This is a genomic window from Pseudomonas sp. Y39-6 (assembly GCF_023651955.1).
Taxonomy (GTDB): Bacteria; Pseudomonadota; Gammaproteobacteria; order Pseudomonadales; family Pseudomonadaceae; genus Aquipseudomonas; species Aquipseudomonas veronii.
The window spans coordinates 4,223,926-4,243,400 of record NZ_CP069594.1; the positions used below are offsets into that span (position 1 = coordinate 4,223,926).

General features: G+C 62.8%; 23 protein-coding genes. 15 read left to right on the plus strand and 8 right to left on the minus strand.

Annotation, left to right across the window (positions count from 1 at the left end; translation table 11 throughout):
• The first annotated feature begins 108 nt into the window (after window positions 1–108).
• From JN756_RS19010 to JN756_RS19025, 4 genes are all read left to right on the plus strand, one after another.
• On the plus strand, window positions 109–2,862 hold the full coding sequence (locus tag JN756_RS19010) for a response regulator (RefSeq protein ID WP_046382920.1): 2,754 nt from the start codon (window positions 109–111) through the stop codon (window positions 2,860–2,862).
• A gap of 72 nt (window positions 2,863–2,934) precedes the next feature.
• A complete protein-coding gene (locus JN756_RS19015) occupies window positions 2,935–3,924 on the plus strand; it encodes a 2-hydroxyacid dehydrogenase (RefSeq protein ID WP_057004413.1) in 990 nt (329 codons plus the stop codon).
• A gap of 71 nt (window positions 3,925–3,995) precedes the next feature.
• A complete protein-coding gene (locus tag JN756_RS19020) occupies window positions 3,996–4,436 on the plus strand; it encodes a hypothetical protein (protein WP_017848021.1) in 441 nt (146 codons plus the stop codon).
• Window positions 4,433–4,837 carry an META domain-containing protein gene (locus JN756_RS19025; protein ID WP_017848022.1) on the plus strand — a complete coding sequence of 135 codons (405 nt, stop codon included), beginning with the start codon at window positions 4,433–4,435 and terminating at the stop codon, window positions 4,835–4,837. The genes JN756_RS19020 and JN756_RS19025 overlap by 4 nt, the downstream gene beginning before the upstream one ends.
• Window positions 4,838–4,952: 115 nt before the next feature.
• Here JN756_RS19025 and JN756_RS19030 read toward each other — a convergent pair whose 3' ends face one another.
• Window positions 4,953–5,414: a TlpA disulfide reductase family protein gene (locus tag JN756_RS19030; protein ID WP_017848023.1), complete on the minus strand. Its 462-nt coding sequence runs from the start codon at window positions 5,412–5,414 to the stop codon at window positions 4,953–4,955.
• Window positions 5,415–5,529: 115 nt separating this feature from the next.
• On the opposite strand from JN756_RS19030, the gene arsC reads away from it, so the two are divergent.
• Genes arsC through JN756_RS19045 form a run of 3 tightly spaced genes read left to right on the plus strand, consistent with a single transcriptional unit; the run spans window position 5,530 to window position 6,897 of the window.
• Window positions 5,530–5,883, plus strand: a complete 354-nt coding sequence (arsC, locus tag JN756_RS19035; protein ID WP_177030103.1) for an arsenate reductase (glutaredoxin) — start codon at window positions 5,530–5,532, stop codon at window positions 5,881–5,883.
• On the plus strand, window positions 5,880–6,494 hold the full coding sequence (wrbA, locus tag JN756_RS19040; protein WP_017848025.1) for an NAD(P)H:quinone oxidoreductase: 615 nt from the start codon (window positions 5,880–5,882) through the stop codon (window positions 6,492–6,494). The genes arsC and wrbA overlap by 4 nt, the downstream gene beginning before the upstream one ends.
• On the plus strand, window positions 6,478–6,897 hold the full coding sequence (locus JN756_RS19045) for a DUF2069 domain-containing protein (protein WP_017848026.1): 420 nt from the start codon (window positions 6,478–6,480) through the stop codon (window positions 6,895–6,897). The genes wrbA and JN756_RS19045 overlap by 17 nt, the downstream gene beginning before the upstream one ends.
• A gap of 83 nt (window positions 6,898–6,980) precedes the next feature.
• Here JN756_RS19045 and JN756_RS19050 read toward each other — a convergent pair whose 3' ends face one another.
• Together JN756_RS19050 and ttcA are read right to left on the minus strand one after the other, a co-directional pair.
• The gene (locus tag JN756_RS19050) at window positions 6,981–7,652 is read right to left on the minus strand and encodes a DNA-3-methyladenine glycosylase I (RefSeq protein ID WP_017848027.1); all 672 of its coding nucleotides are present in this window, start codon (window positions 7,650–7,652) and stop codon (window positions 6,981–6,983) included.
• A 67-nt stretch (window positions 7,653–7,719) separates the two neighbouring features.
• Window positions 7,720–8,544, minus strand: a complete 825-nt coding sequence (ttcA, locus tag JN756_RS19055; RefSeq protein ID WP_017848028.1) for a tRNA 2-thiocytidine(32) synthetase TtcA — start codon at window positions 8,542–8,544, stop codon at window positions 7,720–7,722.
• A gap of 303 nt (window positions 8,545–8,847) precedes the next feature.
• On the opposite strand from ttcA, the gene JN756_RS19060 reads away from it, so the two are divergent.
• The gene (locus JN756_RS19060) at window positions 8,848–9,450 is read left to right on the plus strand and encodes a Yip1 family protein (RefSeq protein WP_057004416.1); all 603 of its coding nucleotides are present in this window, start codon (window positions 8,848–8,850) and stop codon (window positions 9,448–9,450) included.
• A gap of 129 nt (window positions 9,451–9,579) precedes the next feature.
• A complete protein-coding gene (locus JN756_RS19065) occupies window positions 9,580–10,074 on the plus strand; it encodes a SprT family zinc-dependent metalloprotease (protein WP_026140162.1) in 495 nt (164 codons plus the stop codon).
• A gap of 116 nt (window positions 10,075–10,190) precedes the next feature.
• Here JN756_RS19065 and JN756_RS19070 read toward each other — a convergent pair whose 3' ends face one another.
• Complete coding sequence (locus JN756_RS19070; RefSeq protein WP_057004417.1) at window positions 10,191–11,372, minus strand: CaiB/BaiF CoA transferase family protein; 1,182 nt, start codon at window positions 11,370–11,372, stop codon at window positions 10,191–10,193.
• A 158-nt stretch (window positions 11,373–11,530) separates the two neighbouring features.
• On the opposite strand from JN756_RS19070, the gene tusD reads away from it, so the two are divergent.
• The 6 genes from tusD (at window position 11,531) to JN756_RS19100 (ending at window position 14,967) form a co-directional block, all read left to right on the plus strand.
• Complete coding sequence (tusD, locus tag JN756_RS19075) at window positions 11,531–11,923, plus strand: sulfurtransferase complex subunit TusD (RefSeq protein WP_046382916.1); 393 nt, start codon at window positions 11,531–11,533, stop codon at window positions 11,921–11,923.
• 1 nt (window position 11,924) lies between these two features.
• A complete protein-coding gene (gene tusC, locus JN756_RS19080) occupies window positions 11,925–12,275 on the plus strand; it encodes a sulfurtransferase complex subunit TusC (RefSeq protein ID WP_017848033.1) in 351 nt (116 codons plus the stop codon).
• Window positions 12,275–12,553, plus strand: a complete 279-nt coding sequence (gene tusB, locus JN756_RS19085) for a sulfurtransferase complex subunit TusB (RefSeq protein ID WP_017848034.1) — start codon at window positions 12,275–12,277, stop codon at window positions 12,551–12,553. Before tusC ends, tusB begins: the two co-directional genes overlap by 1 nt.
• A complete protein-coding gene (locus JN756_RS19090) occupies window positions 12,550–12,885 on the plus strand; it encodes a TusE/DsrC/DsvC family sulfur relay protein (RefSeq protein ID WP_017848035.1) in 336 nt (111 codons plus the stop codon). The genes tusB and JN756_RS19090 overlap by 4 nt, the downstream gene beginning before the upstream one ends.
• Window positions 12,882–13,883: a glycosyl transferase family protein gene (locus JN756_RS19095; RefSeq protein WP_108525109.1), complete on the plus strand. Its 1,002-nt coding sequence runs from the start codon at window positions 12,882–12,884 to the stop codon at window positions 13,881–13,883. Before JN756_RS19090 ends, JN756_RS19095 begins: the two co-directional genes overlap by 4 nt.
• A gap of 88 nt (window positions 13,884–13,971) precedes the next feature.
• Window positions 13,972–14,967 carry a glutathione S-transferase family protein gene (locus JN756_RS19100; protein WP_057004419.1) on the plus strand — a complete coding sequence of 332 codons (996 nt, stop codon included), beginning with the start codon at window positions 13,972–13,974 and terminating at the stop codon, window positions 14,965–14,967.
• Window positions 14,968–15,073: 106 nt separating this feature from the next.
• Here JN756_RS19100 and cysG read toward each other — a convergent pair whose 3' ends face one another.
• From cysG to JN756_RS19120, 4 genes are read right to left on the minus strand one after another with little or no spacing between them, the layout of a single operon-like run.
• Complete coding sequence (cysG, locus tag JN756_RS19105; RefSeq protein WP_201021176.1) at window positions 15,074–16,468, minus strand: siroheme synthase CysG; 1,395 nt, start codon at window positions 16,466–16,468, stop codon at window positions 15,074–15,076.
• A complete protein-coding gene (gene serS, locus JN756_RS19110; protein ID WP_017848039.1) occupies window positions 16,469–17,749 on the minus strand; it encodes a serine--tRNA ligase in 1,281 nt (426 codons plus the stop codon).
• 16 nt (window positions 17,750–17,765) lie between these two features.
• On the minus strand, window positions 17,766–18,140 hold the full coding sequence (gene crcB / locus JN756_RS19115) for a fluoride efflux transporter CrcB (protein WP_017848040.1): 375 nt from the start codon (window positions 18,138–18,140) through the stop codon (window positions 17,766–17,768).
• Window positions 18,140–19,462 carry a replication-associated recombination protein A gene (locus JN756_RS19120; protein ID WP_057004422.1) on the minus strand — a complete coding sequence of 441 codons (1,323 nt, stop codon included), beginning with the start codon at window positions 19,460–19,462 and terminating at the stop codon, window positions 18,140–18,142. The genes crcB and JN756_RS19120 overlap by 1 nt, the downstream gene beginning before the upstream one ends.
• Window positions 19,463–19,475 lie beyond the last annotated feature (13 nt).

Consider the following 19,475-nt stretch of genomic DNA (forward strand, 5'->3'; position numbering starts at 1 on the left):
GTCATTAATTTGCAAGATTCCACGCCGCGCAAATGGCTACACTGCGCAGGGGTGCGGGCCGGATGCCTGCACGGGCGATCGATCACAACGTGGTAGCAGGAGAGTGGCGTGCTTAGAAGAATGGGGATAAAAGGCCGCGTACTGTTGCTGACCTTATTACCGACCAGTCTGATGGCCTTGTTGTTGGGCGGCTATTTCACCTGGATGCAGCTCTCGGAGTTGCAATCCCAGTTGCTGCAACGTGGCGAAATGATCGCCGAGCAGTTGGCCCCACTGGTGGCTCCGGCGCTGAGCAGCAAGAACGCCGACCTGCTCGAACGCATCGCCACCCAATCCCTGGAACAACAGGACGTGCGCGCCGTTTCCTTCCTCGCGCCGGACCGCTCGTCGATGGCCCACGCCGGCCCGACCATGCTCAACCAGCCGCCGGTGGGTAACAGCTCGCACCTGTTGCAGCGCACCGGTAACGACGCCACGCGCTATCTGCTGCCGGTGTTTGGCCGTCATCGCAACCTTGCCGGCGAGCTGATTCCCGATGAATCCGACCGCTTGCTTGGCTGGGTCGAGGTGGAACTGTCCCACAACGGCATGTTGCTGCGCGGTTATCGCAGCCTGTTCGCCAGCCTGCTGCTGATCGCCATCGGCCTGATCTGCACGGCAACCTTGGCCCTGCGCATCAGCCGCACCATCAATTCGCCGATCGGCCAGATCAAGCAAGCCGTGGCCCAACTCAAGGACGGCAACCTGGAAACCCGCTTGCCGGCGCTGGGCAGCCAGGAGCTGGATCAACTTGCCTCAGGCATCAACCGCATGGCCGAGACCCTGCAGAACGCCCGGGAAGAACTGCAGCACAGCATCGACCAGGCCACCGAAGACGTGCGCCAGAACCTGGAAACCATCGAGATCCAGAACATCGAGCTGGACCTGGCGCGCAAGGAAGCCCTGGAGGCCAGTCGCATCAAGTCGGAGTTCCTGGCGAATATGAGCCACGAGATCCGCACCCCGCTCAACGGCATCCTCGGTTTCACCCATCTGCTGCAAAAAAGCGAGCTGACACCGCGTCAGCTGGATTACCTGGGCACCATCGAAAAGTCCGCCGATAACCTGCTGGGCATCATCAACGAGATCCTCGATTTCTCGAAAATCGAAGCCGGCAAGCTGGTACTCGACAGCGTGCCCTTCAACCTGCGTGACCTGCTGCAAGACACCCTGACCATCCTCGCCCCCGCCGCCCATGCCAAACAGCTGGAACTGGTGAGCCTGGTGTACCGCGACACACCGCTGGCATTGGTGGGTGACCCGCTGCGCCTCAAGCAGATCCTGACCAACCTGATCAGCAATGCGATCAAGTTCACCCGCGAAGGCACCATCGTGGCCCGGGCGATGATCGAGGATGAACAAGAAGACAGTGTGCAACTGCGCATCAGCGTGCAGGACACCGGCATCGGCCTGTCCAACCAGGACGTGCGCGCGCTGTTCCAGGCGTTCAGCCAGGCCGACAACTCGCTGTCGCGCCAACCGGGCGGCACCGGCCTGGGCCTGGTGATTTCCAAGCGCTTGATCGAGCAGATGGGCGGCGAAATCGGCGTCGACAGCACACCGGGCGAAGGCTCGGAATTCTGGATCAGCCTGAACCTGCCCAAGACCCGCGACGACGTCGAAGACCTGCCCTGCGCGCCGCTGCTCGGCCGCCGCGTGGCCGTGCTGGAAAACCACGAACTGGCGCGCCAGGCCTTGCAACACCAGCTCGAAGACTGTGGCCTGGATGTCACGCCGTTCAATACCCTGGAAAGCCTGACCAACGGCATCACCGGCGCGCATCAGACCGAACAGGCGATCGACCTGGCGGTACTCGGCGTCACCGCCAATGACCTCCCGCCCGAGCGCCTCAACCAGCATCTGTGGGACCTCGAACACCTGGGCTGCAAGGTGCTGGTGCTGTGCCCGACCACCGAGCAAATGCTGTTCAGCCCGTCGGTGCCCAACCCCAACAGCCAGTTGCAGGCCAAGCCCGCGTGTACGCGCAAGCTGCGCCGCGCCCTGACCGACCTGATCAGCCCGCGCCCCACGCGCTGCGAACCGGGCGAACCGTTGTCCAGCCGCGCGCCGCGGGTGCTCTGCGTGGATGACAACCCGGCGAACCTGTTGCTGGTGCAAACCCTGCTGGAAGACATGGGCGCCAAGGTCCAGGCCGTGGAAAGCGGCTATGCGGCCATCAATGCCGTCCAGCAGGAAACCTTCGACCTGGTGCTGATGGACGTGCAGATGCCCGGCATGGACGGTCGTCAAAGCACCGAGGCGATTCGCCAGTGGGAAAGCGAGCGCCACGGTACACCGCTGCCGGTGGTGGCCCTCACCGCCCACGCCATGGCCAACGAAAAGCGTGCGCTGCTGCAAAGCGGCATGGACGACTACCTGACCAAACCCATCAGCGAACGGCAATTGGCCCAGGTGGTGCTGAAATGGACCGGCCTGGCCCTGCGCAACCAAGGGCCGGAGCGCCCGACCGAAGGCCTCGGCCCAGGCGTGCGATTGCTGGTGCTGGACCACGAGGAAGGACTGCGGCTGGCCGCGGGCAAGGCGGACCTGGCGGCGGACATGCTCGCCATGTTGCTCGCCTCCCTCGAAGCCGACCGCCTGGCCATTACCCTCGCCCGGGAGGCCAATGACAACCATGCCTTGATCGAACGCGTCCATCGCCTGCATGGCGCCACCCGCTACTGCGGCGTACCGCAACTGCGCGCCGCCTGCCAACGCGCCGAAACCCTGCTCAAGCAGGACGACGCCAAGGCCATGGCCGCGCTGGACGAGTTGGACATGGCCATTGCCCGGTTGGCCAGTGAAGCGCGGGTCAGCGCCTGAGATTTTTTACAACGCCGGGCCCGTTCCCACAGGGTCCGCGTTACCAAAACGTACATTGCAGGGAGCTTTTTCATGCGCGTCATTCTTTTCAGCAGCCAGACCTACGACCGCGACAGTTTTCTCGGCGTGTCGCTGCCGCCCGGCCTGGAACTGCAATTCCAGCCCGCCCGGCTCACCCTCGACACCGTGGCCCTGGCCGAACGCCACGAAGTGGTCTGCGCGTTTATCAACGATGACCTCAGCGCGCCCGTGCTCGAGCACCTGGCCACGGGCGGCACCCGCCTGATCGCGCTGCGCTCGGCCGGTTACAACCATGTCGACCTCGCCGCTGCCAAACGCCTGGGCCTGACCATCGTGCGTGTGCCCGCCTATTCGCCTCATGCCGTCGCCGAACATGCCGTGGCGCTGATTCTCGCCCTGAACCGGCGCCTGCACCGTGCCTACAACCGCACCCGCGAGGGCGATTTCAGCCTGCATGGCCTGACCGGCTTCGACCTTGTCGGCAAGACCGTCGGCGTGGTCGGCACCGGGCAGATCGGCGCCACCTTCGCCAAGATCATGGCCGGTTTCGGCTGCCACCTACTGGCCTACGACCCGTTCCCCAACCCGCTGGTCCAAGCGCTCGGTGCGCGCTATGTGAGCCTGCCCGAGCTGCTGGCCGAAGCGCAGATCATCAGCCTGCACTGCCCGCTCACCACCGACAGCAAGCACCTGATCAACGCCCGCTCCCTGGCGCAGATGCAGCCCGGCGCGATGCTGATCAACACCGGGCGCGGTGGCCTGGTGGACACCCCTGCGCTGATCGAAGCGCTCAAGGACGGCCAACTCGGCTACCTGGGGCTGGATGTGTATGAAGAAGAAGCCCAGCTGTTTTTCGAGGACCGCTCCGACCTGCCCCTGCAGGACGACGTGCTCGCGCGCCTGCTGACGTTCCCCAACGTGATCATCACCGCGCACCAGGCATTTCTCACCCGCGAGGCCCTGGCGGCGATCGCCGAGACCACCCTGGCCAACATTGCGGCCTGGGCCGATGGCCGGGCGCAGAATCGTGTCGACGGATGATCAGCGGTCACATACCAGGCGCATGATCCGCAGGCGCGCGTGCTAGGATGCCGCGCCTATTTGGAGGAACCATGGCCGAACACGATTTCCGCTTCAGCTTGCTGAGCCCGCAACACACCCTGATCGAATGCCGCGCCCTGGTGCCGGGCCGCTATCAGGTCACCGGCAACGGTGGTTCGATCAAGCATGGCGACGTACTGATCGTCACCCTGCGCGGCAGTAAAACCCTGTCGATGCGCCTCACCGTCGAAGGTGACGCGCGCTACTCCATCCGCCCGGCAGGCCAGTGGGTCGCCATGGCCCAGGGGCCGAAGTTCGGCGAACTGGAGATTCACACCTGGAAGGTCAACTGCGACAGCTGCGAGGCCGTGCTGGAGTTTGAATTCGCGGTGGAGACCAAGCTGACCAAGGAACCGCTGCAACCGGCCGCCAATGCGCGCATTGCCGAGTTGGGTTGGGCCAGCGAAGGCGCCAAGCACCGCTGCCCGAAATGCCAGAAGGCCGCGCAATGAAAGGCCTGCTTCTGCTGGCCGCCGTCGGCGCGAGCCTGATGGGCTGCGCTGGCGATGCGGCAAAGCTCGAGCGGGATCACAGCTACGTGGTGGAATGGATCGGTGAGCGGCCGCTGATGGATTACGCGCACCTGAGTGTCACCTTGGGCGCCGATGGGCGCGCCTACGGCAACGGCGGGTGCAACCACTGGTTCGCGCCGTACACCGTGGAGGGCGACAAACTCAGCTTCGGCAAGATCGGCAGTACGCGCAAACTCTGCGGCGACGCCCTGATGGAGCAGGAACACCGCTTCTTCCAGGCCCTGCAAGGCGTTGAGCGCTGGGACATCTCGCCGATCGAGCAGACCCGCTTCTGGCCGGCCGAAGGCAAGCCTATCCGCCTGTGGCTGGAAGAAGGCTGATAGCAGGCTCAATGGGATCTAACTGTGGGAGGGGGCTTGCTCCCGATTGCGCTATGTCAGTACCGAATATGTTGGCTGACACACCGCCATCGGGAGCAAGCCCCCTCCCACATGTTCAACCGCGCAGGGCCTTGAGCTTGGCCAGCACGCCTTGTGCCGTCTGTTCGCCCATCAACTGCTCACGCACCTTGCCCTTGTCGTCGATGATGTAAGTCACCGGCAACGCTTCGCTGCGTGGAATATCAAAGATCCCGTCCGGGTTCTGCGCCAGCACGGTGAACTTGATGCCCAGCTTGTCACTGGCTTCCTTCAGTTCCGCGCCCTGCACATTGTCGAAATTGACCCCGAACACGCCGACGTTCTGCCCTTTGAGCTGTTCAGCCAAGGCATTGAGCTCCGGGATCTCCGTGCGGCACGGGCCACACCATTCCGCCCAGTAGTTGACCACCAGCCATTGCTTGTCCAGGCGTTCGGCCGCCACTTTCTGGCCATATTGGTCAACGCCGTAGTCATTACCGCAGCCGCTGAGCAGCAGGGTTGTGATGATCGCCAATGCACCGATCAGTCGCCTTGTCATGGGGTAATCCTTCGCAAAAATGAACGTTGGCTGCGACGGATCGCCTCTTACGGTTTAAGGACCGGGCGCAGCGCAGGTAGAATACCCGCCACCTTACGCAAGATGCGACCCGCACATGACCGATCTGACGCTTTATCACAACCCGCGCTGCTCGAAATCCCGCGGAGCGCTCGAACTGCTGGAAGCACGCGGCCTCGCGCCGAAGGTGGTGCGCTACCTGGAAACCCCGCTGAATGCCGCGCAACTGAAGGCCCTGCTGGCAAAACTGGGGATCAGCGCACGCCAATTGCTGCGCACCGGCGAAGAGGAATACAAAACCCTCAACCTGGCAGACGCGACGCTCAGCGAAACACAGTTGATCGCCGCCATCGCCGAGCACCCCAAGTTGATGGAACGTCCGATCCTCGAAACCCCCGACAAAGCCATCATCGGCCGCCCACCGGAGAGCGTGCTGGAGATCCTGCCGTGAGTACGCCGTATGTGCTGGTGTTGTATTACAGCCGCAACGGCTCGGTCAGCGAAATGGCCCGGCACATTGCCCGAGGCATCGAACAAGGCGGGATGGAAGCGCGCCTGCGCACCGTACCGGCGATCTCCAGCGAGTGCGAAGCCGTAGCGCCGAGCATTCCGGCCGAAGGCGCGCTGTACGCCAGCCTGGATGATCTGAAGAACTGTTCAGGCCTGGCCCTGGGCAGCCCGACCCGCTTCGGCAATATGGCCGCGCCATTGAAGTACTTTATCGACGGCACCAGTAACCTGTGGCTGACTGGCGCCCTGGTCGGCAAACCGGCCGGGGTGTTCACCTCCACCGCCAGCCTGCACGGCGGCCAGGAGACCACGCTGATGTCGATGCTGCTGCCGCTGCTGCACCACGGCATGCTGATCACCGGCCTGCCCTACAGCGAACAAGCGCTGCTCGACACCCAGGGTGGCGGTACGCCTTATGGCGCCAGCCACCATGCTGGCCCCGACGGCAAGCGCCTGCTGGATCAACATGAAATCGCCCTGTGCAAGGCCCTCGGCCTGCGCCTGGCGAAAACCGCTGCGTTGCTGGAGAACGGCCGTGGCCAAAAAACCTAAGATCCTGCCACCCCAGGCGTGGCTGGAGCCGCGGGTCAAAGTCGCACGCGCCCTGAGCCTGCTGGCGTTTTTCGGCCTGGTGGGCTTGCTCTGCGTGTATTACCTGTTCGTCGCCGACCTGCACGGCGCACGGCCGTGGGTGATCCTGCTGATCGAACTGGTGCCGCTGCTGGTGCTGGCGCCGGGGATACTGATCGGCAGCGCACGCGGACATTCATGGATGTGCTTTGTGGTGAACCTGTATTTCATCAAGGGCGCACTGGCGGCGTATGACCCGAACCGCCAGTGGTTCGGCGTGCTGGAAATGCTGGCGAGCCTGGCGCTGTTCTGTACGGCGCTGCTGTATGTGCGCTGGCGGTTCCAGTTGGATCGGCGCTTGGCCGGCGAGGGTCAGCCAGCCTGACCCATCATCATCGCGGACAAGCCCACAGTTGAAATGCAGTTTCCTGTGGGAGTGGGCTTGCCCACGATGGCATCACCTCGGTCTCAATGATTGACCGTATACGCCAGCATCATCGACAACTGACACATCGGCCGCCCGCTCTCGGCATGCCACTGGTTGAACGCCCCCTGCACCGTCGCCAGGTCGCGCAGGCTGGTGGGGGCCTTGTCGACGATCTTCTGCGCGTGCAGGGCCGCGACCACGTCATCGCTCGGCACGAACGTATCCTTGCCCACCATGCGCAGGAAGCGCGGCGCCGACAGCCCGCCCAACTGATGACCGTGCTTGCTCAGGTATTTCCATAAACCGACGATATCGGTCACCGGCCAGTCGGCGATAAACGCGCCGAAGCTACCCTTCTCCTGGGCGATATCCAGGATCATCTGCGCGTTGCGCGGCACACTCTTGAGCTTGCCCAGGTGGCGGATGATGCGCGTGTCCTGCATCAAGCGCTCCAGGTGCTCGGCGCCCATCAGCACGACTTTTTCCGGGTCGAAGCCAAAGAACACCTGCTCGAATGCAGGCCATTTGGCATCCACCACGCTGTGCTTGAGCCCGGCGCGGAAAACCCGCAGCGCCAGGGTCGACAGGTAGCGATCATCACTGATCTGGCGTAATTGCGCCGGCGTCTTGGGCACAGGCAGACGGGCTTCCAGTTCGGCCGCCGAACCGAAGCGGTTCAGACAATATTCGTGCAGCCACTTGTAATCGCGCATGCCCTCTCCTGGGGATTGAAATGAAAACGGCGCCTGTGAGCGCCGTCGTTCAGAGCGTTGAGAAACGTCAGAGGTTCACCACGTTGACGAAGCGCGAAGCGGCGTTCTCGTCGATACGCAGGCTGGTGAAGTCGAACAGGTTACGGTCGGCCAACTGCGACGGGATCACGTTCTGCAAGCTGCGGAAGATACTCTCGGTACGCCCTGGGGTCTTGCGTTCCCAGTCCTGGAGCATCTCCTTGACCACCTGGCGCTGCAGGTTTTCCTGGGAGCCGCACAGGTTGCACGGGATGATCGGGAATTGCTTGAAGTCGGAGTAGGCCTGGATGTCCTTCTCGTTGCAATACGCCAGCGGGCGAATCACCACGTTGCGTCCATCATCGGCGCGCAGCTTGGGCGGCATGGCCTTGAGGGAGCCGTTGAAGAACATGTTGAGGAAGAATGTCTCGACGATATCGTCGCGGTGATGCCCCAGGGCCATCTTGGTCGCACCGATCTCATCGGCAAACGTGTAGAGCGTGCCACGGCGCAGGCGCGAACACAGCGAGCAGGTGGTCTTGCCCTCCGGGATCAGTTCCTTGACCACCGAATAGGTGTCTTTTTCGACGATGTGGTACTCGATGCCCAGTGTCTTGAGGTAGGCCGGCAGCACGTCTTCGGGGAAGCCCGGTTGTTTCTGGTCCATGTTGACGGCAACGATCTCGAACTTGATCGGCGCAACCTTTTGCAGGTGCAGCAGCACGTCGAGCATGGTGTAGCTGTCTTTGCCGCCGGAGAGGCAGACCATGACCTTGTCGCCGTCCTCGATCATGTTGAAATCGGCGACCGCTTCACCGGCCAGGCGACGCAGGCGTTTTTGCAGTTTGTTCTGGTTGACCGTAAGAGTGCCCATGGCGCTTGGATCCGCTAGAGGTGTGTGACGAAAAGCGCGGTATTTTACCGGTAAGGTTGACCAAGTTCCAATGTGGGAGGGAGCAAACCTCCTCCCCCACTTGAGTGCATTGCCAACGACAGACCGCGCCGCGATTAAGCCCACTGTTTACAGCGCAATTTGCTCTAAAGCCCTACGGTTTTTCCGGTCATCACTTCCTATACTGCGACTTGAGGTCGCACATAACTATCCAGACCTTTCAGGCCATCTGGCCCGTGGGCGCTCCGATGGGGGGCGATGGTAATAACGACAGGAGTGACTGGCATGATCCATCACGTCGTGGGGCTTTTTACCCATCCCGACCAGGAATGGCGGGAAATTCGTGGCGATAAAGAAGAAAGCGTCAGCCACATGTACCTCACTCACACCTTGATTCTCGCGGCGATCCCCGCCGTATCAGCTTTTATCGGCACCACCCAGGTCGGCTGGGTCATCGGCAGTCGTTCCCCGGTCATGCTGACCCAGGAAAGCGCCTTGTGGATGACCGTCATGTCGTACCTGGCGATGCTCGGCGGCGTAGCGGTCATGGGCGCCTTCATTCACTGGATGGCGCGCACCTACGACGCCAGCCCCAGCATGGCGCGTTGTATCGCCTTTGCCACCTACACCGCGACACCGTTGTTCATCGGCGGGCTGGCGGCGCTCTACCCGCACATGTGGCTGGGGATGGTCGTCGGCACGGCGGCGATCTGTTACACGGTGTACCTGCTGTATGTGGGGTTGCCGACGTTCATGAGCATCGATCCGGACGAAGGCTTTCTGTTTTCCAGCTCGGTGTTGGCCGTGGGTCTGGTCGTGCTGGTGGCAATCATGGCGTTCACCGTGATCGTCTGGGGCCTGGGCGTTGGCCCGATCTATACCAACTAAGCGGTTTCACCCAGCAGGCAAGGCCACCGCAAGGTGGCTTTGTGCGTCATGCATGACCATTCGGCGCCTGACCGATTCGGAAACACCCGCCTTTGCGGCATACTGGCCACCTCTGGAGAGATGTACAGCATGCCCGAGCAACTCAATACCCGCGTCGAAGATTGTTTCCTGCTAGCCGAATCCTTTTTCAAACGAAGCTTCAAACGCCCCCAGGTCAGCCTCAAGTTGCGGGGCCAGAAAGCCGGTGTCGCGCATTTGCACGAAAACCTGCTGCGCTTCAACCCACAGTTGTACCGCGAAAACAGCCAACACTTCCTGAAACAGACCGTGGCCCATGAAGTGGCGCACCTGATCGCCCACCAATTGTTTGGCGAGCGCATCCAGCCCCATGGCGAGGAATGGCAACTGATCATGCGCGGTGTGTATGAACTGCCGCCAGACCGTTGCCACACCTATGAGATCAAGCGCCGCCAGGTGACCCGCTATATCTACCGCTGCCCGTGTGCGGACAGCGACTTCCCGTTTTCGTCACAGCGCCATGGGCTGGTGAGGCAGGGGCGGCGTTATCTGTGCAGGCGCTGTCGGCAGACGTTGGTGTTTACCGGGGAAACTCGCGTCGAGTGAAATATGCGGTGTGTGTGTGAGGGCCTCATCGGGGGCAAGCCCCCTCCCACATTTTGACCCTGTTCACAGAGCTAATTGTGGGAGGGGGCTTGCCCCCGATGAGGCCCGCCCAGTCACTACACAATCACCTTGGCAGCACGCAACGCGCTGATGCGCTGTGAGCTCAAGCCCAACTCCATCAGCACTTCATCACTGTGCGCGCCCACCGCCGCCCCGATATGCCGGGGGGCTGGCAACCCTTCGGAGAACTTCAGCGGGCAAGCCATCTGCGCCTGGGTCGAGCCGTCGGGCCGCGGCACCTGGGTGACCAGTTCCCGCGCCTTCAACTGCGGATGCTCCACGGCTTCGCTCAGGCTCAACACCGGTTCGACGCACGCATCGACCCCGGCAAACAACTCGCACAACTCCTCGAAGCTGCGCTTCTCAAACTCAACCTGCAGCGCCTGCTTGAGCGCCTTTTGCTGCTCAGGCTCGGGCGACAAACCTTGTGCCGCCAGTTCCGGTCGCCCCAACGCGGCGCACAATTGCTGCATGAATGCCGGTTCCAGACTGCCGACCGACATCCAGCGCCCATCGCGGGAACGGTAATAATCGTAGAAACTGCCGCCATTGAGCACATGGGTCTCCCACCCCGGTTCCACGCCACAGGCCAGGTAGCCAGCGCCGGCCATGGCATTCAAGCTGAACGAGCAGTCGGTCATGCTCACATCCAGGTATTGGCCAACGCCGCTCTGTTGCCGCGCAATCACCGCCGCGAGCAGGCCCACCACCGCGTGCAGCGAGCCACCGGCGACATCCGCCAATTGCACGCCCAACGGCAGCGGCCCGCTGTCCCGCCGCCCGGTATGGCTGGCCACTCCGGCCAACGCCAGGTAGTTGATATCGTGCCCAGCGCGGTCCTTGTAGGGGCCGGTCTGACCGTACCCAGTGATCGACACGTAAATCAGCCGCGGGTTGATCGCCTTCAACGCCGCATACCCCAGGCCCAGGCGCTCCATCACCCCGGGGCGAAACTGTTCGAGCACGATGTCGTAGCCCTTGACCAGCTCGCGCACAATCTCCAGCGCCTCGGCCTGCTTCAGATCCAGGGCGAGGCTGCGCTTATTGCGATTGAGGTAAGCATGGCTGGCCGAGGTGCCCTGATCATGGGGCGGCAGCACGCGCAGCAGGTCCATGCGCGTGGGCGATTCGATGCGCAGCACCTCGGCGCCCATGTCCGCCAGCATCAGCGACGCAAACGGGCCGGGCAGCAAGGTGGAAAAATCCAGTACTTTAAGGGACGCCAAGGGACCTGACATGGAGACTCCGTTTCCGATTCGACTGGCGACAGCGTAGTCAGCCTTCAGCGCCGACGGCAATCGTCAGAACGATCATCGGCAGTGACCGTTTTGATCACGGCGGGCTTTTTCCCGGCGGCGGCCTTATCATTGGCCCACGTTTGCTTGCAGGGGGTTCCATGAAATTTGCGATAGCACTGTTTTCCGCCGCCCATGCGCCCTCCTCGCGTCGCGCCTTGCTGTTCGCCCAGGCGGCACTGGCCGGCGGGCACGAGATTGTGCGCCTGTTTTTTTATCAGGACGGCGTCTACAGTGCCTCCAACACCATCGTTGCGCCACAGGATGAGCAAGACATCGCTCGCCAATGGCGTGAGTTTGTCAGCGCGCATCAGTTGGACGCCGTGGTGTGCATCGCCGCCGCTCTGCGCCGTGGCGTGCTCGACAGCGAAGAAGCCGCGCGTTACCAGCGCAGCGCGGTGAACCTGGAGGCGCCATGGGAGCTGTCGGGCCTTGGGCAATTGCACGACGCGACCCAGGCCGCCGACCGCCTGATCTGTTTTGGAGGGCCGTGACATGTCCAAATCCTTGCTGGTCATCAGCCGCCAGGCACCGTGGTCCGGGCCGAGCGCGCGGGAAGCCCTGGATATCGTATTGGCCGGCGGCGCGTTCGATCTGCCCATCGGCCTGTTGTTCCTGGATGACGGCGTGTTCCAACTGGCGCCGCACCAGGACGCCAAGGCCGTGCAGCAAAAAGACCTCGGCGCCAACCTGCAGGCACTGGGGCTGTTCGGTATCGACGAGGTGTTTGCCTGCGGCCACAGCCTGGCTGCGCGCGGGCTGACGCACCCGGTCAATGCACAGCCACTGAACGACGAACAGATTTCCCAGTTGATTGACCGTTACGACCAGGTGATAACCCTCTGATGTCGACTTTACATGTGGTGTCCCACTCCCCGTTTACCGATAGCCGCCTCGACAGCTGCCTGCGCGTCTGTGGCAGCGACGATGCGATCCTGCTCTGTGGCGACGGCGCCTACGGGCTGCGTCACCCGGCGCTGCTGACCAAAGGCGTGAAGGTCTTTGTGCTGGCCGAAGACAGCCTGGCGCGCAACCTGCCGCTGCCCGACTGGGCCGACTGCGTGGATTACCCAGGTTTCGTGCAGCTGTCGATCGACTACGACAAGGTCAACACCTGGCTATGAACACCCTGACCGTGGGCGCGCGCACCCTCGAACTGGACAAGGACGGCTACCTCGTCGACCTGAACGAGTGGTCGGCCGACGTGGCCAACGCCCTCGCCGCCGCCGAAGCCCTCGAGCTGACCCCGGCGCATTGGGAAATCCTCGAGCTGCTGCGCCAGTTTTATCAAGAGTTCCAGCTGTCCCCCGCCACACGCCCGCTGATCAAGTACACCGCCTTGAAGCTGGGCGCGGACAAGGGCAACAGCCTGCACCTCAACAAACTGTTCAACGGCACTCCCGCCAAACTCGCCGCCAAGCTGGCCGGCCTGCCCAGACCGACGAATTGCTTATGACCGACTTTGCTCCGCTGACCCTCGAAACCCCTGCCGAGCACCCGTTTGCGCCGTTCGTGCGTATCCTGGGCAAAGGCAAGCGCGGTGCGCGCAACCTGACCCGCGAAGAAGCCCGCGAAGCCATGGGCATGCTGCTTGACGAAAAAGTCGAAGACACCCAGCTCGGTGCCTTCCTCATGCTGCTGCGCCACAAAGAGGAAAGCCCGGAAGAACTCGCCGGTTTCACCGAAGCGGTGCGCGAGCGCCTGCACGCCCCGGCGCTGGAGGTGGATATCGACTGGCCGACCTATGCCGGCAAAAAGCGCCACCTGCCGTGGTTCCTGCTGGCCGCCAAGTGCCTGGCGCAGAACGGTGTACGCATCCTCATGCATGGCGGCGGCGCCCACACGGCCGGCCGGCTGTACACCGAGCAATTGCTGGAAGGTCTACAGATCCCGCTGTGCCGCAATTGGCAGCAGGTCGAGACAGCCTTCGAGCACGGCAACCTGGCATTTATCCCGCTGGGCGACTGGGCCCCGCAACTGCAACGCATGATCGACCTGCGCAACACCCTGGGCCTGCGCTCGCCGATCCACTCCCTGGCACGCCTGCTCAACCCGCTGAATGCACGCTGCGGCCTGCAAAGCATCTTCCATCCCGGCTACCAGGGCGTACACCGCGATGCCAGCGGCCTGCTCGGCGACACGGTGATTGTGGTCAAGGGCGATGGCGGCGAAATCGAGATCAACCCCGACACGATCAGCCACCTCTACGGCAGCACCGGTGGCGAAAGCTGGGACGAAGAATGGCCCGCCCTCGCCGCCCAGCGCCATGTCAAACCGGCCAGCCTGGAGCCCGAACAGTTGAAAGCGCTGTGGCGCGGCGAGGTCGAGGACAGCTACCCGCAACTCGCCTTGATCGCCACCATGGCCCTGGCCTTGCGCGGCCTCGGTCATCCGCGGGAGCAAGCGTTCGAATTGGCCCAGCAATACTGGGACGCACGGGATAAATCGATTTAATCGATCATTCCCCCGCAATCTTTGCGCTTTTAGTTCGAACTCATCCCTTTAGACTGGACTCCAACGCTTATTAGCCAAGGAGCCAGTCATGGGTTTGCTGATTGAAGGACGCTGGCACGACCAGTGGTACGAAAGTAGCGCGGATGGCGCGTTCCAGCGGGAACAGGCACAACGCCGCCACTGGGTGACCGCTGACGGCCAGCCCGGCCCCAGCGGCGAAGGTGGCTTCAAGGCCGAAGCCGGTCGTTACCACCTGTATGTGTCGCTCGCCTGCCCGTGGGCCCATCGCACGCTGATCCTGCGCAAACTCAAGGGGCTGGAAGGTCTGATCGACGTGTCCGTGGTCAGCTGGCTGATGCTGGAAAACGGCTGGACCTTCGACAAGGCCCGCGGCTCCAGCGGCGACTCGCTGGATGGCTTCGCGTTCATGCACCAGCGCTACACCGCCGACACGGCCGATTACACCGGGCGCGTCACGGTGCCGGTGCTGTGGGACAAACAACTCAAGCGCATCGTCAGCAATGAATCAGCGGAGATCATCCGCATGTTCAACAGCGCGTTCAACGGGCTGACCGGCAACACCCTGGACTTCTACCCCGAGGCTCTGCGCCCGCGCATCGATGCGCTGAACGAGCGCATCTACCCCGCCGTGAACAACGGCGTGTACCGCGCAGGCTTCGCCACCTCGCAGCAGGCCTATGAGCGTGCGTTCGATGATGTGTTTGCCGAACTGGACCACTTGGAACAGCACCTGGGCGAGCATCGCTACCTGGCCGGTGAGTACCTGACCGAGGCGGATGTACGGCTGTTTACCACGCTGATTCGATTTGATGCGGTGTATTACAGCCACTTCAAATGCAACCTGCGGCGGATTGCCGATTATCCGAATCTGTCGAATTGGTTGCGGGAAATCTATCAATGGCCGGGAGTGGCCGAGACGGTGGACTTTGCGCACATCAAGGGGCATTACTATGCCAGCCACCGCACCATCAATCCGACGGGGATTGTGCCCAAGGGGCCGTTGCAGGTGTTTGATGCCGAGCATGATCGCGGGCGGTTGAGCGCTAAGGGCGTCTGGCGTTGATCCAGAGGATGGGTTGGATCTAATGGCCTCATCGGGGGCAAGCCCCCTCCCACATTGGAAGGCATTCCAAAATATGGGAGGGGGCTTGCCCCCGATGCATTCAGGCTCAGACCTGGGCCTGGGCGCCTTCAAACCATTTGAGCTTCTCGCGCAGCACCACCACTTCACCCACGATCACCAGCGTCGGCGCATGCACTTCATGCTCCGCCACCAGGCGCGGCAGGTCGGCCAGGGTGCCGGTGAACACGCGCTGGTTGGACGTGGTGCCCTGCTGGATCAACGCCGCTGGCGTGTCCGCCGAACGTCCATGCTTGATCAGCTGTTCGCAGATGATCGGCAAACCGATCAAGCCCATGTAGAACACCAGGGTCTGCGACGGGCCCACCAGATCACCCCAAGGCAGGTCCGAGGTGCCGTTCTTCAGGTGCCCGGTGATAAAGCGTACCGATTGCGCATAGTCACGGTGGGTCAACGGAATCCCGGCATACGCCGCGCAGCCGCTGGCCGCCGTGATCCCCGGCACCACCTGGAACGGAATGCCATGGGCCGCCAGTTCTTCGATCTCTTCGCCGCCACGGCCGAAGATGAACGGATCGCCGCCCTTGAGGCGCAGCACGCGCTTGCCTTGCTTAGCCAGGTCGACCAATTGCTGGTTGATCTGGTCCTGGGGCACGGCGTGATCGGCGCGACGCTTGCCCACGTAGACGCGCTCGGCATCACGACGGCACAGCTCAAGAATCGCTGGGGCCACCAGACGGTCGTAGAGCACCACATCGGCTTGCTGCATCAAACGCAAGGCGCGGAAGGTCAACAGGTCCGGATCGCCGGGGCCGGCGCCCACCAGGTAGACTTCGCCTGGGGCATAAGGCGGCGCGCCGTTGACCTTTTCGATCAGCAAACGCTCGGCTTCATCGCCCTGCCCGGCCAGTTGCCGGTCGGCAATCGGGCCCTGGAAGACTTCTTCCCAGAACGCGCGGCGCTGCTGCACGTCCGGGTACAAACGCTTGACCCGGGCCCGAAAGCGCGCCGCCAGCCCGGCCAACTGGCCATACGTGGACGGAATCCAGGTTTCCAGCTTGGCCCGGATCAAGCGCGCCAACACCGGCGCATCGCCGCCGCTGGACACCGCGATCACCAGGGGCGAACGGTCGACAATCGCCGGGAAGATCACGCTGCACAGGGCTGGCGCATCCACCACGTTGACCGGTACGCAACGGCGCTTCGCATCACTGGACACTTGCGCGTTCAGTGGTTCGTCGTCCGTTGCGGCGATGATCAGGGTGCAACCGTCAAGGTCGGCCTCCTGATAACCGCGCACGATCAGTTCCCCGCCACTGCCCAGCACCAGTTCACGCAACTGGTCTTCGATCTGGGGAGCAACCACCCGCAGCAGCGCGCCGGCGTCGGCCAGCAGGCGGGACTTGCGCAAGGCAATCTCCCCGCCACCGACGACCAACACACGACTGCCGCGCAGGTTATGAAACAGCGGCAGAAATTCCATTTAGCCGATGACCTCGATGCCCGCCATGTACGGCTTGAGCACGTCCGGCACACGGATCGAACCGTCGGCCTGCTGGTAGTTTTCGAGCACGGCCACCAGGGTACGGCCTACGGCCAGGCCCGAACCGTTGAGGGTATGCACCAGTTCCGGCTTGCCGGTTTCCGGGTTGCGGAAACGCGCCTGCATGCGACGGGCCTGGAAATCACCGCAGTTGGAGCACGACGAGATCTCGCGGTATTTATCCTGGCTCGGCACCCACACTTCGAGGTCGTAGGTCTTCACGGCGCTGAACCCCATGTCGCCGGTACACAGCGCCAGCACGCGGTACGGCAGTTCCAACAGTTGCAGCACGCGTTCGGCGTTGGCGGTCAGGCCTTCGAGGGCTTCCATGGAGGTCGACGGCTCGACAACCTGCACCATCTCGACTTTGTCGAACTGGTGCTGGCGGATCATGCCGCGGGTGTCGCGCCCCGATGCACCGGCTTCACTGCGAAAGCACGGCGTGTGGGCGACGAGCTTGAGCGGCAGGTGCTTGGCGTCGAGGATCTCGCCGGCGACGATGTTGGTCAGCGACACTTCGGCGGTCGGGATCAGGTACAGGTCGGCTTCGCCATCGCGGCTGATCTTGAACAGGTCTTCCTCGAACTTCGGCAACTGGCCGGTGCCCTGCAGGGCCGGCGCCTGAACCAGATACGGGGTGTAGGCCTCTTCGTAGCCGTGCTCGCCGGTGTGCAGGTTGATCATGAACTGCGCCAGGGCGCGATGCAGGCGGGCAATCGGGCCGCGCAGCAAGGCAAAGCGCGCACCGGACAGCTTGGCGGCGGTTTCGAAATCCAGGCCGCCGTTCAGTTCGCCCAGGGCGACGTGGTCCTTGATCGCGAAATCAAAGGCCTTTGGCGTGCCCCAGCGGCGCACTTCGACGTTGCCGTCTTCGTCCGCACCGACCGGCACCGACTCGTGCGGCAGGTTCGGAATGCCCAGCAGGATCGAATCCAGCTCGCCCTGGATCTTGTCCAGTTCGAGTTTGCCGTCGGACAGCTCGGTGCCCATGCGCTCGACATCCGCCATCAACGGCGCGATGTCTTCACCGCGCTGCTTGGCCTGCCCGATGGACTTGGAACGCGCATTACGCTCAGCCTGCAGTGCTTCGGTGCGGGTCTGGACGGTCTTGCGCTGTTCTTCCAGCGCTTCGATGCGCGCAACATCCAAGGCAAAGCCACGGGATGCCAGGCGGTCCGCTACGTCCTGAAGGTTGCTACGTAACAGTTTGGAATCGAGCATGTCGGTCTCTCGTTTATCAAAGTTTGGTCAAGGACAGGCCGGCCCAGGTGGCGAGCAGCCCGCCGAACACGCTGATGCCCAGGTACCCGAAGGCGACCAGGGCCTGCCCGCTTTCCAGCAGGCGCACCGTATCCAGTGAAAAGGATGAAAAGGTCGTCAGACCGCCTACAAAGCCGACAATCAAGCCAGCACGAATTTCAATCGGCACTTCCGGGCGCAACAGGAACCAACCGTACAACAGCCCGATGATCAGGCAGCCGACCAGGTTGACCGCCAGGGTCGCCGTATAAAAATGCCTCGGCCAGTTGGCGTTAACCCAATTACCAGTGGCGAAACGCAATAATGTACCAGCGATGCCGGCAACGGACACGGCAAGAATCGTCTTGAGCACTACTTTCTCCGCTGTTTGGGACTGAGACGGTCGAGTTGAGCGAGGTGATTGAGCTTTTCACCGATCTTCAGCTCCAGGCCACGGGGCACCGGCTGGTAGAACGGCTGCGGCTCGAGCGCGTCAGGGAAGTAATCTTCGCCGGCGGCATAGGCGTCCGGCTCATCGTGGGCGTAGCGGTATTCATCGCCGTAACCCAGTTGTTTCATCAATTTGGTCGGCGCATTGCGCAGGTGCAGCGGCACCTCGAGGGAGCCATGTTCGGCCGCAGCGCGCAGTGCCGATTTGAAGCCCATGTACACCGCGTTGCTTTTCGGCGCGCAGGCCAGGTAGGTAATGGCCTGGGCCACCGCCAGCTCGCCTTCGGGGCTGCCCAGGCGCTCCTGCACTTCCCACGCCGCGAGGCACAGGCTCAAGGCGCGGGGGTCGGCGTTGCCGATGTCTTCGCTGGCCATACGCACCACGCGGCGCGCGAGGTAGAGCGGGTCGCAGCCACCGTCGATCATGCGCGCGAACCAGTACAACGCGCCGTCGGGGTTGGAGCCGCGCACCGATTTGTGCAGCGCCGAAATCTGATCGTAGAACGCTTCGCCACCCTTGTCGAAACGCCGGCGCGTGTCGCCGAGCAGGCTTTGCAGGAGTTCGACGCCAATCTCGCTGCCGTCCTCGGCCAGGTCGGAGGCGTTCTCCAGCAGGTTCAGAAAGCGCCGCCCATCGCCGTCGGCGGCGCTGAACAGGATCTTGAAGCCTTCTTCGCTGAGGCTCAACTGGCGCTTGCCCAAGCCCTTGTCTTCGCTCAAGGCGCGCTGCAGCAGCTTTTGCATCGCCGCTTCATCCAGGCTCTTGAGCACATACACCCGCGCCCGCGAGAGCAAGGCGTTGTTCAATTCGAAGGACGGGTTCTCGGTGGTCGCACCGATAAAAATCAGCGTGCCGTCTTCGACATACGGCAAGAACGCGTCCTGCTGCGACTTGTTGAAGCGATGCACTTCGTCGACGAACAAGATGGTGCGCTTGCCGTATTGCCCGGCCTGCTGCTTGGCCACTTCCACGGCCTGGCGGATCTCTTTGACCCCAGCCAGCACCGCCGAGACCGTTTCGAAGTGGGCATCCGAGACTTTCGCCAACAGCCGCGCCAGCGTGGTTTTACCCACCCCCGGCGGCCCCCAGAAAATCATCGAGTGCAGCGCACCCTGCTCCAGGGCTTCGCGCAAAGGCTTGCCGCGAGCGAGCAGGTGTTCCTGACCGACGTACTCATCCAGGTTGGTCGAACGCAAGCGTGCGGCCAGGGGTTGAGCGATCGGGTCACTTCGAAACAGGTCCATGGGCAGCGTTTGA

Excerpts from the sequence above, each read along its gene's own strand:
- JN756_RS19120 (WP_057004422.1), bottom strand. The coding sequence starts at position 19,462 with ATGGACCTGTTTCGAAGTGACCCGATCGCTCAACCCCTGGCCGCACGC.
- tusD (WP_046382916.1), top strand. The coding sequence starts at position 11,531 with ATGAAATTTGCGATAGCACTGTTTTCCGCCGCCCATGCGCCCTCCTCG.
- JN756_RS19025 (WP_017848022.1), top strand. The coding sequence starts at position 4,433 with ATGAAAGGCCTGCTTCTGCTGGCCGCCGTCGGCGCGAGCCTGATGGGC.
- JN756_RS19050 (WP_017848027.1), bottom strand. The coding sequence starts at position 7,652 with ATGCGCGATTACAAGTGGCTGCACGAATATTGTCTGAACCGCTTCGGT.
- JN756_RS19070 (WP_057004417.1), bottom strand. The coding sequence starts at position 11,372 with ATGTCAGGTCCCTTGGCGTCCCTTAAAGTACTGGATTTTTCCACCTTG.
- JN756_RS19065 (WP_026140162.1), top strand. The coding sequence starts at position 9,580 with ATGCCCGAGCAACTCAATACCCGCGTCGAAGATTGTTTCCTGCTAGCC.
- tusB (WP_017848034.1), top strand. The coding sequence starts at position 12,275 with ATGTCGACTTTACATGTGGTGTCCCACTCCCCGTTTACCGATAGCCGC.
- JN756_RS19060 (WP_057004416.1), top strand. The coding sequence starts at position 8,848 with ATGATCCATCACGTCGTGGGGCTTTTTACCCATCCCGACCAGGAATGG.
- arsC (WP_177030103.1), top strand. The coding sequence starts at position 5,530 with ATGACCGATCTGACGCTTTATCACAACCCGCGCTGCTCGAAATCCCGC.
- JN756_RS19030 (WP_017848023.1), bottom strand. The coding sequence starts at position 5,414 with ATGACAAGGCGACTGATCGGTGCATTGGCGATCATCACAACCCTGCTG.
- JN756_RS19095 (WP_108525109.1), top strand. The coding sequence starts at position 12,882 with ATGACCGACTTTGCTCCGCTGACCCTCGAAACCCCTGCCGAGCACCCG.
- JN756_RS19015 (WP_057004413.1), top strand. The coding sequence starts at position 2,935 with ATGCGCGTCATTCTTTTCAGCAGCCAGACCTACGACCGCGACAGTTTT.
- JN756_RS19100 (WP_057004419.1), top strand. The coding sequence starts at position 13,972 with ATGGGTTTGCTGATTGAAGGACGCTGGCACGACCAGTGGTACGAAAGT.
- JN756_RS19020 (WP_017848021.1), top strand. The coding sequence starts at position 3,996 with ATGGCCGAACACGATTTCCGCTTCAGCTTGCTGAGCCCGCAACACACC.
- ttcA (WP_017848028.1), bottom strand. The coding sequence starts at position 8,544 with ATGGGCACTCTTACGGTCAACCAGAACAAACTGCAAAAACGCCTGCGT.
- cysG (WP_201021176.1), bottom strand. The coding sequence starts at position 16,468 with ATGGAATTTCTGCCGCTGTTTCATAACCTGCGCGGCAGTCGTGTGTTG.
- serS (WP_017848039.1), bottom strand. The coding sequence starts at position 17,749 with ATGCTCGATTCCAAACTGTTACGTAGCAACCTTCAGGACGTAGCGGAC.
- tusC (WP_017848033.1), top strand. The coding sequence starts at position 11,925 with ATGTCCAAATCCTTGCTGGTCATCAGCCGCCAGGCACCGTGGTCCGGG.
- JN756_RS19090 (WP_017848035.1), top strand. The coding sequence starts at position 12,550 with ATGAACACCCTGACCGTGGGCGCGCGCACCCTCGAACTGGACAAGGAC.